The sequence below is a fragment of the Streptomyces sp. HUAS MS02 genome (assembly GCF_055702265.1).
Window position 1 is genome coordinate 8,849,312 of record NZ_CM146747.1, and the last position, 13,752, is coordinate 8,863,063.

Below are 13,752 nucleotides of genomic sequence, written 5' to 3' on the forward strand. Positions count from 1 at the left end.
CCATGAAGTACTTCGTCGCCTCGGGCGAGGACCGCAAGCTCACCGCCGACTCGCGGGGGGCGCTGCGTGGCAGTTTCATCGAGCTGTCCGACGGCGTCACCCACTACGAGCTGACGGGGCCCGAGGACGGGGACGTGGTCCTGATGGCGGGCGGTCTGACCATCCCGCTGTTCTACTGGGACGGCCTCGTCAGCGAGTTGCACGCCCGTGGGCTGCGCACTCTGACGTGCAGCGCCTACGGCCGCGGCTACTCCGACCGGGTACAGGCGCGATACGACGAGACGCTGTTCACGCGGCAGCTGGCCGAGCTGACGGACCGGCTCGGCCTGACGGCGCGGCCCCTGCACCTGGTCGGCACCTCCATGGGCGCGCTGGTCGGCATGACGTACGCCGCCCAGTACCGCTCGTCGGTGTCCACACTCACCATCGTCGGACCCGCCGGTCTCGCGAAACCGCGGTTGACTTCCCCCGACCGGCTGCTGCGCAGCGATCTGCTGGCCGGAGTGGTCGCCCGCCGGCGCGGCCTTCAGCTGCTCCAGGGGCACCTCGGGCACAACGTCCGCGACCCCGAACTCGGCGCGAAACTGACCGAGATGGTTCTCGACGCCTTCCGCTTCGAGGGCTCGCTGTACGCGGTCTTCGACACCCTCCAGCACCTGCCTGTCACCGGCCGGGACGACCTCTTCCGGCGGACGGGGGTGCTGGGCATTCCGACGCTGCTGCTGTGGGGCGACGAGGACAACGTCACGCCGCTGGCGCACTTCGACACAGCGTGCGCTCTGCTGAAGCCCCAGAAACATCATGTAATCAATAAATGCGGGCATATGGCCCCATTCGAACGGCCTTGCGACGTCGCCGACCAGCTCGTCCCGTTCGTGTCCGCACGCACCGAAAGGCTCGACTCATGAACAGTCCGCAGGCCATCGACGTCCTGATCGTCGGCGCCGGCCCCTCGGGCTCCGCCTTGGCGATCGACCTCGTACGCCGTGGACTCGACGTCCGGATCGTCGACAGGTCCCCCCACGCCTTCGACGGCTCGCGCGCCAAGGGCATCCAGCCCCGCAGCCTCGAAGTCCTCGAAGACCTGGGCGCTCTCGACGATGTGCTGGCCGGCGGCGACATCTATCCCAAGCTCGGGATCCACGCAGGACCCATCGGTGTGCCGTGGAAGATGTTCCCCCACAAAGACGCGACCCCGGACGTCCCGTACCCGAACACCTGGCTCATCCCGCAGTTCCGCACGGACCGCGCCCTGCACGCCCGGCTCGGTGAGCTCGGCCGCGAGGTCGAGTTCGGCAAGGAGCTGACCGAGCTGACGCAGGACGAGAACACGGTGGTCGCCAAGGTGGTGGGCGCGGACGGGGTCGAGGAGATCGTCGCCCGCTATGCGGTGGGGGCCGACGGCGGCTCCAGCGTGGTGCGCAAGCAGCTCGACATCGGTTTCGCAGGGACGACGGACGACGCCGACCGCGTACTGATCGTGGATGCCTCCGTCAGTGGCCTGGCCCGCAACCGGTGGCACATGTGGCCCGGACTGGGCGGCAAGCTCGTCGGCGCCTGCCCGATCCCCCACAGCGACATGTTCCAGTGGATGATTCGGCTCACGCCCGACGAGAAGCCGCCCCAGGGGATCGGCGCCATCATCGACCGGATCCACTCCCACACCCGCAACCGGCACATCCAGCTGCACGAGATCCACTGGACGTCCGTGTTCCGGCCCAACATCCGTCTCGCGCAGCACTACGGCCGCGGACGTGTCTTCCTCGTCGGCGACGCCGCGCACGTCCACACCCCGGCCGGTGCCCAGGGCTTGAACACCGGTATGCAGGACGGCTACAACCTCGGCTGGAAGCTCGGCCAGGTCCTCGCCGGAGCCGACCCGGCCCTGCTGGACACCTACGAGGCCGAGCGGCAGCCGATCGCCGCCAGGGTCCTGGGACTGTCCACGGAGAAGTGGGGCGGCATCGCCAAGCTCGACCCCTCCAGCATGAAGCGCGGCAAGGACGAGCAGCAGCTCGCCCTGACCTACTACGGCGGCCCGCTCGCCCCCGCCGACGGCGACAGCGGCGGCACCAGCACGCTGCACGTGGGCGACCGCGCCCCGGACGCCCGGCTGCTCGGCGCCGACGGAGTCGAGACCCGCCTGTTCAGCCTCTTCCAGGGGCCGCACTTCACCGCCGTCGCCTACGGCCCCGGCGCCGCCCGGGACCTCGAACTCCTCGACTGGCCGACGGCGGGCGCCCAGCTGAAGCGGCTCACCGTCGGATCGGCCGCGGGCGACGGCCGCGCCTTCTCCGACCCCAAGAACACGCTGCGGAGTGCCTATGGCCTGACCGGCGACACTCTGCTGCTGATCCGTCCCGACGGCTACATCGGGCACATCGCCACTCGGGATTTCCTCACCACCACACAAGCCGCCGTGCGGGCAATGACGCCCCAGGCAAGGAGCCGCACCATGTCCCAGCAGAGCCACACCTCCCCCGGTTCGGGGGCCACTGAATGAGCCGCATACTGCTGTGCGGGGCGCAGGTCATCACGATGACGCCGGACCGGCCGGACGCCGAGCAGGTCGACATCCTCGTCGACGGCGAGACCATCGCCGCCGTCGGTGAAACCATCGAGGCGCCCGACGCCGAGGTCGTCGACTTCTCCGGCCGCGTCCTCATCCCCGGCCTGGTCAACGCCCATCTGCACACCTGGCAGACCGCGCTGCGCTCCGCGGGCGCCGACTGGACGCTGATGGAGTACCTCACCCACCTGCACGGCGAGTGCGTCGGTCAGTACACCCCGGCCGACATGCACATCAGCAATCTCGCCGGCGCCCTGAGCCAGCTCAACTGCGGTACGACCACCGTGGGCGACTGGTGTCACAACGCCCTGTCGCCCGAGCACGCCGACGCGGCCGTCGAGGGACTGGTCCGGGCCGGGATCCGCGCCGTCTTCCTGCACGGCACGCCCTACCGCTCGCCGGACACACCCCACCCGCTCGCCGAGATCGACCGGTTGCTCGACGGCCCCGTCCGCGACCACGCCCTCCTCACCCTGGGCATGGCCCTCCAGGGGCCGCAGTACTCCTCCCCCGAGACCGCGGTGGCCGACTTCCGGGCCGGCGCGGAACGCGGCCTCGTCGTCTCGATGCACCAGAGCGGCGGCGAACCCTCACCCGGCTGGGAAGCCGTGCGCAACGCCGGGCTGTTCAGCCCCCTGACCAACGTCGTGCACGGAGCCGACCTGCCCGAGGACTGGCTGAAGACGCTCGTCGACACAGGTGTCACCTTCACCACCACCCCGGAGAACGAACTGGGCCAGGGACACGGCACACCCATCACCGGATCCCTGCTGAGCCTGGGCGTGGCCCCCTCCCTGGGCACCGACATCGACACCGCCGTACCCGGCACGGTCCTCACCGCCGCCCGGATCGCGCTGGCCCACCAGCGCGGCCTGGACCACGCCCACCACCGGCAGACGACCGGCATGTACGCCAACACGCCGTCCGTCACGAGCAAACAGGCGCTTGCCTGGGCCACGGTCGAAGGAGCGAAGGCACTGGGCCTGGCGGACAGGGTGGGCCGGATCGAGGCGGGCATGCAGGCCGACCTGGTCGCCGTCGACGCGCGGGCGCTCAACCTGTGGCCGGCGCACGACCCGGTCGCCACGGTCCTGCACGCCGACATCGCCAACATCGAAGCCGTGATGGTCGCCGGCACCTGGCGCAAACGCGATCACGTCCTGCTCACATCCGGCCTCGACGAGGTCAAGGACCAACTGCGCGAGTCCGGAGAGCGGCTGCTGCGCGGCATCAGGCCCGCCGGCTCTCCCGGCTGACATACAGCAACGGCCCCGACGCATGAACCGCGCGCCGACGCGTACGACACCCCGTCCTCGTCGGCGCGATGGCCACGCGCCCTCAGAGCCGCACACCGCGGCCTCGTTCCCACAGCAAGAAGGTGCCGTGAGCAGCCCCGTGCCGCCTATCGTGGGGATGCCCCACGACGCCCCGCACCAGGAGCAGATCATCCAGGCAGCCATCGCCCTTCTGGACGAGGGCGGCATCGAGAGTCTGACCATGCGAAGACTCGGCAGCCGTCTCGGCATCACCGCGGCGGCACTCTACTGGCACATCAAAAGCCGACACGATCTGCTCCTGCTGGCCGCTGACACCGTCTGGGGGCAGACACCTCTCCCCGCTCTCGACGGCCTCGAATGGCGTCCGGCCCTCCTGTCCATGGCCGACAACCTGCGTTCGATGCTTCTCAGGCACCCCTGGCTGCTGGCCGCCATGACCATGCAGCCTCTCGACGGCCCGGCCAGGGACCGTCATGACGAGCACCTGCTCGCGGTCTGCGAGGCGTCCGGCCTCACCAGGCGGGATGCCGAGCAAGCCGCCCAGAGCGTCGTCACGTTCGCGATCGGCGCCGCCCTCGCAGCCACCCCTCGCCCGTATGTGTCCTTCGGACTGCAGTCGCTTCTCCACGGCGTCGAAGCCAGGCTTGCCGCCCGTACCTGACCAACACCGCTCTCGAACAGCGGGGCGAGGGCCCGCCCGACGTCGGCTGAAGATCGCCTCTCACCCGCTCAGGAGGCCGCCGATCGCACGATGGCGCGGGCCGCAGCACGCCCCTCGGGAGCGGGGACGAGCGGGTAGGCGTGGACCGCCCCGTCGCACACCGTGACATGCACGGCCACCCCTTCCGCAGCAGCCCGTTCTTCCAGGCGCAGGACGTCCGGGTAGAACAAGTCGCGAGTGCCGATGTAGACGTCGATGGGCGCCAGGGGGGCAAGCGGGCCATTGACGGGACTGAGCCTGGGGTGGGCGGGGTCGTCCCCACCTGCCCAGCCACGTCCGGCCACGAGCAGGCCGCTGGTGGTGAGAAACGGATCTCGGGCTTCGACCTCGGGAATCGCAGGGTTGGTCAAAGTCAGATCCAGCCAGGGAGAGATCAGTACCAGTCGGGCCGGCTGAGGCAGACCCGAGCCGACCAGGCTCTGCGCCACGCCCAGAGCCAAGCCCGCGCCGGCGGAGTCGCCCATGATCGTGACCTGGCCGGCGTCCAGGTCGCCGAGCAGGTCGCGGTAGACGGTGGTGACGAAGGGATAGGCGTCACGGTAGGTGTACTTCGGCGCCAGCCCGTAGTGCGCCACCTCGACGCGTACACCGGCATCCGCAAGCTGCGAGATCAACTGCCAGTGCGGGGGCGAGAGGTGTTTGACGTAGGCGCCGCCGTGCAGATAGACGACCGCTCGCTGCGCCCGGCGCCCGCGCGGACTGACGGTGTGGCATGCGAAACCGTCGATGCTGCGCGATCTCACGTCGTGCCGCTGTACCAGTTTGGCGGGCGGACGAGGTGGCTCCTTCGACGCGGCCACGGGGTCCGGGGCCGTCTTGCGTTTGAGGACCAACCGCATGAACGCGGCGACTACGTGCATCTGGGGACTGCTCATGTCCGGCTCTCCTTCTTGGCACCGCGAAGCGGTCCGCTTCGTGGAGGTTGTCACATGTGGGGGACAGGTCTGACGAGCTCTGCTTCGTCGGCGAAAGCCACCGCCTGGACGCGGTCCGGGCACCGATCTCGGCGAGGGTGCGGCTGACGTGTGACCTGATCGTGGGTTCGGCCGGATGCAGGGTGGTGGAGTCGGCCACTGTCGTGGTCCTGGTCCGGGACGGGACTGTGCAGGCGGTGAGCGAAGGTGTCGAGGAGTCCGTGGGGCAGACTCGGCGCGATGACGGCGTCGCCTCTGGCCACCGCGTGGACCGCGGAGATCAGTTCCTCGGGGGAGCGCCGTACACACCCGTACCGTCGGCCCACCCCCCCCCCACGAAAGAACCAGCACGCCGCCCTACTCGTGCGCGATGTGTGCGCGGTGTTCGGCGAGTACGTCCAGTCCGAAGTCGGAGGTCAGGTCACGCCACACCGAGTGGGCGTGGTTGGCGTACCGCTGGGTGTTGTCGTACTCGATGAGGACGCGAGGGTCTTGTACCCGGTAGTAGTGCGGTTCCCCGGCGTCCGTGCTGCCCGCCCAGCCGAAATGCACCGCGTCGAGGACGGTGTCGGAGGCGTAGTGGGTGTCGTAGGCGTCTGCGAGGAACTCGGGTGCCCGTCCGGTGTAGTGGGTGACGAGCCGGTGCAACAGGTGCCGCTGTTCGTGGTTCAGGTCGCGGCCGCTGACGCCCTTGGGGGGAATCGTGATGGCCACGCGCGCGTGATCGTTCTCGGTGTATCCGCTGCCCGCTTCCGCCCGGCGGTCGATGTCGTCGACGAGCCGGTCCAGCTCAGGGTCGGCGAACCGGCCGCGCCACAGGTCCTGCATGTGCATCATCGTGTCGCCGTGTGCGACGCGTGGGCGGTTGCCGGAGACGATGTCCGAGACCGCGGACGGGTGGAGCAGGGCGCTTTGGAGTTGGCCCGGGTCCAGACTGCGGACCAGTTGGCGGGCCGTCTCCTCAGGGCCTTGCAAGGGCCGCAGGGTGCCTCCGATCAGTTCGGTCGTGGCCGGGTCGGCACCGATGAAGCAGGGGGTCGTGGAGACGAGCCGACCGGTGACGACGAGGTTGTTCAGGGAGATGTGGTGGCCGCCGAACCGCCATGCCCAGACACGGTCGCCGGGGCGGCCGAAGATCCTCAGCCAGTACAGGCCGGGATCCCGTCCGCGCTGCCGGCCCCAGTGGACCCGCCACCCTTCCAGCTGGTCCAGGACGTTCTCCAGTCCCATCACGGTGGTGACCGTGGCGTAGCCCGGGACGGACAGTCCGGTGGCCACCAGCCGCATGGCCAGGCTCTGTTGGCACGCGTTCTGGTCCCGGACGGCGAGCCCGCCGTGTTCGGTGGGGGTGTAGAACCAGCGCAGCCGCTCGGCCTCCGCGTCCGGGTGGAGCGGGGAGTCGTAGGCGGCGAGCGGGAGTTGGTCCTCGCTCAGGCTGTCCAGCCAGGCGGTGGCGGCATCGGCCATGGCGGCCGCCGCCTTCTCCCGCCCGGCTGCCAGGGCGGCGGGCGCGGTGCCCTCTCGGTCACCGGTCACCCGTGGGCTCCGGGTCCTCGGAGATGTCCAGCATGACCTTGATGGCGTTGCCCCAGCGCTCGGCGTAGGTGTCGAACGCCTCGGCGACGTCGGGCAGCCCGAAATGGTGGGTGACCAGTTCCGCGGTGCGCAGTCGGCCCCGGGCGGCCAGGCCCACGGCGCGGGCCAGCGAACCGGTGCCCTCGCCGCGGACCGTCTGGATCGAGATGCCGTTCATCACGGCGTGGTTGAGGTCGGCCCGTACGGGCTCTTCGAAGAAGCCGACGAGGACGACCTTCCCGGACCGCTTGGCCATGCGCAGCGCGTCGTCCACCGCACTCGGGGCGCCGGAGCACTCCAGGACGATGTCGGCGCCGATCCCGTCGGTCGCCTCCCGAACCGCCGCCACGGCGTCCTCCTCCCGGGAGTTGACGACCAGGTCCGCGCCGAAGGACTTGCCGATGGTGAGCCTGGCTTCCCGCGTGCCGGCCAGGGCCACGGTCCTGGCCCCGAGTTCACGTGCGACCTGCACCGCGAGCAGACCTATCGGCCCGGGGCCGATCACAGCGACCGTGGACCCGACGAGCAGGGTGTCGAGTACGTCGAAGGCGTGCATCACGGTGCCCACGGTGGTGAGGACGACCGCGGCGTCGAAGTCCACGGTGTCCGGCAACCGGTGGAGGGTCGCCACGTGGTTGAGCGCGTACTCCGCGAAGCCCCCGTTGACGGTCATCCCCTGCACGCGGTGCCCGGTGTGCCGCAGGCCGTAGTTGAGGCAGTCCGTGTAGGTCCCAGCCAGGCAGTTGGCGCAGCGCATGCAGCCGCGGTGGGCTTCCGTCACGACCCGGTCGCCGACCCGGAGCTCGTCCACGGCGCTGCCCACCGCGGCGACGACGCCGGCGTACTCGTGGCCGGGTACGAACTCGCCCGCGGCCGGGCCGCCGTCCTTGAAGAAGTGCCGACTGCGGACCTTCAGGTCCGTTCCGCACAGGGACGCCCTGCGGACGTGCACCAGAACGTCTTCCGGTCCCACCTGCGGCAGGGGCAGCGTCGTGACGGCGAGGGTGCCGGGCTCGCCCAGCACCGCGGCCTGCATGGTTTCCGGCAAGGACATAGGGGCCTCCAGTTACGGCCATGAACATGCATCGGGAATCGGCGGGCCGAAGCGACCCTGTTCCCCACCTCATCTTGCACGCCGGAAATGCCTATTCCCTATTCGCGGCGTATAGGCATCCCTTATGCATGTCACGAGAGATTCCTATTGGAGAGCCACCACGACCTCGTGGCAGTGTCATGTGGAAACGACGGACGTAGCCGTCGGCCGTACGGCCGGGGAGCGGGGCCACCGCCCAAGGAGCGAAGCTGTGGATCTGGGAATTTCGGGCAAGACGGCGCTCGTGCTGGGCGGAGGCGGGGGTCTCGGCGGTGCGATCGCCCAGGCTCTCGCCGAGGAAGGGGCCGCTGTCGCCGTCGCGGACATCAGCCCACAGGCCGCCGAGCGCACCGCCGAGGCGGTGGTCGACGCGGGTGGGAAAGCCGTGCCCCTGGAATGGGATCTCGCGGACCTGGGCGCGATCGACCAGCACATCGCGGCAGTCGAAGGGGCGCTCGGTCCCGTGGACATCCTGGTCAACAACACGGGAGGGCCGCCGCCCTCACCGGTTGCGGGGCAGGACCCTGAACTCTGGCTGAAGCACTTCCAGTCCATGGTGCTGTCCGTCATCGCGATCACGGACAGGGTCGCGCCGCTGATGCGGAGCCGCGGCTGGGGCAGGATCATCACCAGCGCCAGCTCGGGGGTGATCGCCCCCATCCCCAACCTGGGGCTGTCGAACGCCTTGCGGGGCAGCCTGCTCGGCTGGTCCAAGACGCTGGCCCGGGAAGTCGCGGCCGAGGGTGTCACCTGCAACGTGGTCGTTCCTGGACGGATCGGCACCCAGCGCATCAAGTTCCTCGACCAGGCCAAGGCCGATCGGGAGGGCAAGTCCGTCGCGGAGACGTCCGCCGAGAGCGTCGCGTCGATCCCCGTGGGCCGCTACGGCGAACCGCGGGAATACGCCGCCGCCGTCGCCTTCCTCGCAAGCGCCCAGGCCTCTTACATCACAGGCTCGGTCATTCGCGTCGACGGCGGACTCATCGCCAGCCTCTGAAAAAGACATCGGACTTCTGAGGAGGCAGAACAGTGGCACCCCTGGACCGCAACACCCATGGTGTATTCGCCATCGCACCAACGCCCTTCGACGAGGAAGGCGCAATCGATTTCGACTCACTCAGCCGACTCGTCGACTTCTACGGAGACGCCGGCGTCACCGGACTGACCCTCCTGGGCCAGATGGGTGAAGCACCCAAGCTGTCCCACGAGGAGAGCGTGCGCATCGTCCAGCACGTCATCAAGCGCACCGATCTGCCGATCGTCGTGGGCGTCTCCGCACCCGGTTACGCCGGCATGCGGGCTCTCGCGGTCGACGTCATGTCAGCCGGTGCCGAGGGCGTCATGATCGCCCCGCCGAACACGCTGCGGACCGACGACCAGATCGTGAGCTACTACGAGGGAGCGGCGGGCGCCATCGGCGCGGACGTGCCGTTCGTGATCCAGGACTATCCGCTGTCGTTCTCCGTCGTCATGTCCCCTGCCGTCATCGCCCGCATCGCGAACGCCGCGCCGGGGTGCGTGATGCTCAAGCACGAGGACTGGCCGGGCCTGGAGAAGATCAGCGCACTCCGGCAACTCGAAGCCGACGGAGCGATGCCCCGCCTGTCGATCCTGTGCGGAAACGGCGGCCTCTTCCTGGACTTCGAGACCGAACGCGGGGCCGACGGAGCGATGACGGGCTACTGCGTTCCCGAGCTCCTCGTCGACGTGGTGCGCCACACCACGGCCGGCGACCGTGACGCCGCCCATGACGTCTTCGACGCCCACCTGCCCCTGCTGCGCTACGAACAGCAACCGGGCATCGGCCTGGCCGTGCGCAAGTACGTCATGAAGCGCCGCGGAATCCTGGCCTCCGACACCCAGCGCAAGCCCGGGGCCGTGCTGTCGGCGCGTGCCCGCACCGAGGTCGACTACTTGCTGTCCCGGCTCACCCGCAAGGACAGCAGGGTGGCACTCATGGCCTGACGCACCGGCAACACCAGCGCGAGCTGCGTACCATGCCGACTGTTCCTGAAGGACACCGGATTTGTGGTCACAGCGCGAGAACTGCGCAACGCTCGGCCGAGTACCTTGATCACATGCAGCTACGTCAGCTGGAGTACTTCCTCGCGGTCTGGGAGGCGGGCTCCTTCAGCGGAGCGGCTGCGCGGCTCTATGTCACGCAGCCTTCGCTCTCCCAGCAGATCGGTGCCCTGGAGAAGGAGCTGGGCGCGGTCCTGCTGGAGCGCGGCCGGCAAGGGGTGACGCTGACTCCCGCGGGCCGTGTCTTCCTGCCCCGTGCGCAGGACGTCGTCCGTGCGGTTCAGGACGCGCAGGACTCGGTGCGCGAGGTGGTGGAGGGCCGTCAGGGCGACGTCCACGTCCTGACCGTACGGTCCGTCGCCTCGGGGATCCTGCCGCCGTCCGCGGCGCGCTGGCACTCGACGTACCCCTCCACCGTGCTGAGACTGCACGACTACTCCCACCGCCGGGACCTCGAAGAGGCCATGCGCAGCGGCCAGGGCGACATCGCGGTCGGTCCACGGCCCGACCCGTGGGAGGGGCCCGTCATCTCCCTGGGATACGAGGAGATGGTGGTGACCGGCTCGGCCGAATACCCGGCGGGGACAGCGGCTGATCCGGCCGAACTCGCCGCTGCCGACTGGGTGCTCTACGAGCAGGAACAGGGCATGAGCGAGGTGGCGGACCGCCTGGCAGGGCACCTCGGGTTCAAGCCGCGCACCGTCGCTCGCACGGGCCAGGTCTCCGCAGCGCTCCTGTTCGCGGTCGAGGGGATCGGCGTGACGGTGACACCGGAGAACGCGGTGCCGCTGCGCTGGTCGAGGCACGCCCGGCGGATCGGGCCCGGCTGTTTCCGGGAGCTGGTGGTGTTCAGCAGAAAGCTCCCTTCCCAACTGGCCGAGCGGTACCGGGACATGCTCACCTCTTTGGAGCTGCCGCTCACTGCTGAACGGGATCTGCCCGAAGGGGCGATCCGCTTCTAGCGGGCATGATGCCCAACTGCGCCCGCCGCACAGTAAAGAGCCCCGGCTGTGAGCGAAGTGTGCCGGTCGGGCCGCCTTGCCGCCGATGACGACGGTGGATCCCGCGTCAGCCGGAAGGCACCGATGATGAGCGCACCTGTTCACGGCCTCGTCGCGATCACACCGATCAAGGCCTGGGGAACCACCATCCCGCTCTCAGCCTTCACGCCGTCCGGCGCCGACCGCACCGATGAGTGCCATGTGGTCCTCGACACGAGCAGTCACAGCCACCCGCATCCGCCACTGCCTGGACGGTGCCCTGGGCGAATCCATGCCGGGAGCCCCTTGCATTTGACTTTACGCAGCACGGTAACCATCCTGGTCACCTAGTAACCGAAATGGTCACCCAAAGGGATGTGCGCACCATGACGAACGACAACGAGCCCGCGGGAAGCAGGCTGGGGCCGCGGTTGTGGCTGACCCCGGCAGTCATCGTCACCGTGGTCATGGCTGCTCTGGCAGCGTTGTATCTGGGGTCCACGGTCAACTCCTCCAAAGACCTCAACGACTTTCCCGTAGCGGTCGTCAACGCCGATACCGGAGCCACCAGCCCATCGGGGCAGCCCATCGACGTCGGCGGGCAGATCTCCGACAGCCTGCGCAAGGGGGTCGACGACGACAAGTTCGATCTACGCTTCGTCAGCCTCGCCGCAGCGAAGGAGGACATGGGCAAGGGGAAGCTCTACGGCGCGATCGTTCTGCCCTCGGACCTGAGCAAGAGGCTGGTGACTCTCACGGAGAGCGCGGCGACCGGTGGGGCCGCACAGCAGCCCGCGGTCACCGTGTACACCAATCCCCTCGCGAACACCTCCAGCGCGTCCGTCGTCAATTCCTTCGCCTCTCAGGCGCTGGCCGAGGCGAACCAGACCGTGGGCAAGCAGCTGCTCGCCACTGCGGCACAGGCCGGGGACAAGGCGGCGTCCGGCAGCCGGTCCGTCACAGGAACGGCACGCATCGTTCTGTCCGAACCGATGCTGGTGCATGTCACGCCGTTCAAGGAGGTTCCCGACGGGGCCGGCGGCGGCCTCTCGGCCTTCTACTACGCCCTCCTGCTGGCGCTGGCCGGGTTCACGGGCTCCCTGATCGCCACCAGTCTCGTCGACTCCCAGCTCGGTTTCACTCCGTCGGAGATCGGTCCGCTCTACCGCATGGAGAGCCACTCGGGTCACAGTCGCCTCGCCACCCTTGTTTTGAAGTGGGGAATCATGGCGGGTGTGGCGGTGCTCGTCAGCAGTGTCTATCTGGGGATCGCGGACTGGCTCGGCATGCCGCTGGACCATCCGTGGGAGCTGTGGCTGTTCAGCGTGCTGAGCATCTCGGCCGTCGCAGTGGTTGCTCAGGCGGTTCTCGCCCTGCTGGGCAGTCTGGGCATGGTGGTCAACCTCTTCCTCTTCGTCGTGCTGTCGATCCCCAGTTCCGGGGGTACGACACCGCTGGAAGCCATGCCCCCCTTCGTCCGCTTCCTCAGCTCGTTCGAGCCCATGCACCAGATCTATCTGGGTACGCGCTCGATCCTGTACTTCGGAGCCACCTGGGATTCGGGGCTGGCGCGTGCCGTGGTGGCCTCCGGGATCGCACTTGTCCTCGGCCTCCTCGTCGGGACCCTGGGTACTCGTGCCTACGACCTCAAGGGGCTGACCAGGAAGCACAGCGCCCCTGTCGTCGCCGCGCAGTGACGGACAGACTCCGCTGGGGATGTTCCACAGCACCCCCATAGGCGCACCACGAGGGCTGCTCAACTCGTCGGCTCCGGGCACTGCAACGTCGAGTGCCCGGGGCAGACGGCTTTCCTCTCCAGCCACTGCACAGGATCACGCGCTCAGCACCAGCAGCTGTGGCGACGCTCCATGCCGACCGAGATGACTCCGTAGGCGGGCGGCCTCGGGTTCGCATCGTCCTGGCTGGTCAGGCGTCGTCGCGCAGGTGAGCGAGCCCGCTGAGAAGGAGTTCGAGTCCGAAGGAGAACTCGTCCTCGATCGGAACGGGCATCGACCCGGCGACGGTGGCCGTTGCCGGGAACAAGGCTGGATCGACGCTCTGAAAGACGGCGGACAGTCGTGCGTCGTCGACTTGGCCGCCGCCATGACCGTTGACCTGTATGGCGAAGCCCAGGACATAGCGGGAGAGGGTGGCAAAGGCGTGCGCGGCCAGTCGCGGCGGGAAGCCGCTGTCGAGCAGCGCCGCCAGACAGTGCTCCCGCAGCGCCATGGCGTTCGGCCCCAGGGGAATCTCTTCGACCATCAGGCGCGCCGCGTTCCGGTGCCGGGCCAGGGCCTCGAACATGGTGTGCGCGACCGTCCGCAGCGCTTGCTGCCAGCCCATCGCGAGGAGGTCGTCGCCATTCAGTTCCACGGCGCCGAACATGCGGTCCACGACATGGGCGACCAGCGCTGCCCGGTTGTCGAAGTGCCGGTACAGCGTCGCCGTGCCCGAGCCCAGGCGCTGGGCCAGCGTCCGCATCGAGAGAGCGTCGGCCCCCTCATCGTCCACGATCTGCAGTGCGGTGGAGACGATGCGCTCGAGCGGCACGGGCGGACGCCCCGGGCGCCGAGCCGATGCCGTGGTCGCTCGCGCAGGACC

12 protein-coding genes are annotated in these 13,752 nt (G+C 69.0%); 8 read left to right on the forward strand and 4 right to left on the reverse strand.

The genetic code is table 11. The annotated features are described in order from the left end of the window. Window positions 1-2 precede the first annotated feature (2 nt). The 4 genes from ACZ9QC_RS38210 to ACZ9QC_RS38225 all read left to right on the forward strand — a co-directional run bounded on the left by ACZ9QC_RS38210 (window position 3) and on the right by ACZ9QC_RS38225 (window position 4,507). Complete coding sequence (locus tag ACZ9QC_RS38210; RefSeq protein ID WP_472917279.1) at window positions 3-908, forward strand: alpha/beta fold hydrolase; 906 nt, start codon at window positions 3-5, stop codon at window positions 906-908. Further along, window positions 905-2,503 (forward strand): FAD-dependent oxidoreductase, encoded by a 1,599-nt coding sequence (locus ACZ9QC_RS38215; RefSeq protein ID WP_472917280.1) that lies wholly within the window; start codon window positions 905-907, stop codon window positions 2,501-2,503. The genes ACZ9QC_RS38210 and ACZ9QC_RS38215 overlap by 4 nt, the downstream gene beginning before the upstream one ends. Next, window positions 2,500-3,825: an amidohydrolase family protein gene (locus ACZ9QC_RS38220; protein WP_472917281.1), complete on the forward strand. Its 1,326-nt coding sequence runs from the start codon at window positions 2,500-2,502 to the stop codon at window positions 3,823-3,825. Before ACZ9QC_RS38215 ends, ACZ9QC_RS38220 begins: the two co-directional genes overlap by 4 nt. A 157-nt stretch (window positions 3,826-3,982) precedes the next feature. Further along, window positions 3,983-4,507: a TetR/AcrR family transcriptional regulator C-terminal domain-containing protein gene (locus ACZ9QC_RS38225; RefSeq protein ID WP_472917282.1), complete on the forward strand. Its 525-nt coding sequence runs from the start codon at window positions 3,983-3,985 to the stop codon at window positions 4,505-4,507. A 68-nt stretch (window positions 4,508-4,575) separates the two neighbouring features. Here ACZ9QC_RS38225 and ACZ9QC_RS38230 read toward each other — a convergent pair whose 3' ends face one another. From ACZ9QC_RS38230 to ACZ9QC_RS38240, 3 genes are all read right to left on the reverse strand, one after another. After that, window positions 4,576-5,442, reverse strand: a complete 867-nt coding sequence (locus ACZ9QC_RS38230; RefSeq protein ID WP_472917283.1) for an alpha/beta hydrolase fold domain-containing protein — start codon at window positions 5,440-5,442, stop codon at window positions 4,576-4,578. A 396-nt stretch (window positions 5,443-5,838) separates the two neighbouring features. Next, a complete protein-coding gene (locus ACZ9QC_RS38235; protein WP_472917284.1) occupies window positions 5,839-7,017 on the reverse strand; it encodes a DUF3500 domain-containing protein in 1,179 nt (392 codons plus the stop codon). After that, a complete protein-coding gene (locus ACZ9QC_RS38240; protein WP_472917285.1) occupies window positions 7,007-8,110 on the reverse strand; it encodes a zinc-dependent alcohol dehydrogenase in 1,104 nt (367 codons plus the stop codon). Before ACZ9QC_RS38240 ends, ACZ9QC_RS38235 begins: the two co-directional genes overlap by 11 nt. Window positions 8,111-8,360: 250 nt before the next feature. Here ACZ9QC_RS38240 and ACZ9QC_RS38245 point away from each other — a divergent pair, with 250 nt between their 5' ends. The 4 genes from ACZ9QC_RS38245 (at window position 8,361) to ACZ9QC_RS38260 (ending at window position 12,848) form a co-directional block, all read left to right on the forward strand. Further along, a complete protein-coding gene (locus tag ACZ9QC_RS38245; protein ID WP_472917286.1) occupies window positions 8,361-9,146 on the forward strand; it encodes an SDR family oxidoreductase in 786 nt (261 codons plus the stop codon). A gap of 32 nt (window positions 9,147-9,178) precedes the next feature. Beyond that, window positions 9,179-10,114, forward strand: coding sequence for a dihydrodipicolinate synthase family protein (locus ACZ9QC_RS38250; RefSeq protein ID WP_472917287.1), 936 nt, complete (start codon window positions 9,179-9,181; stop codon window positions 10,112-10,114). A gap of 113 nt (window positions 10,115-10,227) precedes the next feature. Further along, entirely contained in the window at window positions 10,228-11,133 is a 906-nt protein-coding gene (locus ACZ9QC_RS38255; protein ID WP_472917288.1) for a LysR family transcriptional regulator, read from the forward strand. A gap of 404 nt (window positions 11,134-11,537) precedes the next feature. Next, entirely contained in the window at window positions 11,538-12,848 is a 1,311-nt protein-coding gene (locus ACZ9QC_RS38260; RefSeq protein WP_472917289.1) for a YhgE/Pip domain-containing protein, read from the forward strand. A 229-nt stretch (window positions 12,849-13,077) separates the two neighbouring features. On the opposite strand, the gene ACZ9QC_RS38265 is transcribed toward ACZ9QC_RS38260, so the two are convergent. Continuing rightward, a complete protein-coding gene (locus tag ACZ9QC_RS38265; RefSeq protein ID WP_472917290.1) occupies window positions 13,078-13,701 on the reverse strand; it encodes a TetR/AcrR family transcriptional regulator C-terminal domain-containing protein in 624 nt (207 codons plus the stop codon). Window positions 13,702-13,752 lie beyond the last annotated feature (51 nt).

Bases quoted from the DNA above. Each gene is read 5' to 3' on its own strand.
- ACZ9QC_RS38225 (WP_472917282.1), top strand. From the start codon at position 3,983: ATGCCCCACGACGCCCCGCACCAGGAGCAGATCATCCAGGCAGCCATC.
- ACZ9QC_RS38215 (WP_472917280.1), top strand. From the start codon at position 905: ATGAACAGTCCGCAGGCCATCGACGTCCTGATCGTCGGCGCCGGCCCC.
- ACZ9QC_RS38240 (WP_472917285.1), bottom strand. From the start codon at position 8,110: ATGTCCTTGCCGGAAACCATGCAGGCCGCGGTGCTGGGCGAGCCCGGC.
- ACZ9QC_RS38220 (WP_472917281.1), top strand. From the start codon at position 2,500: ATGAGCCGCATACTGCTGTGCGGGGCGCAGGTCATCACGATGACGCCG.
- ACZ9QC_RS38210 (WP_472917279.1), top strand. From the start codon at position 3: ATGAAGTACTTCGTCGCCTCGGGCGAGGACCGCAAGCTCACCGCCGAC.
- ACZ9QC_RS38230 (WP_472917283.1), bottom strand. From the start codon at position 5,442: ATGAGCAGTCCCCAGATGCACGTAGTCGCCGCGTTCATGCGGTTGGTC.
- ACZ9QC_RS38255 (WP_472917288.1), top strand. From the start codon at position 10,228: ATGCAGCTACGTCAGCTGGAGTACTTCCTCGCGGTCTGGGAGGCGGGC.
- ACZ9QC_RS38260 (WP_472917289.1), top strand. From the start codon at position 11,538: ATGACGAACGACAACGAGCCCGCGGGAAGCAGGCTGGGGCCGCGGTTG.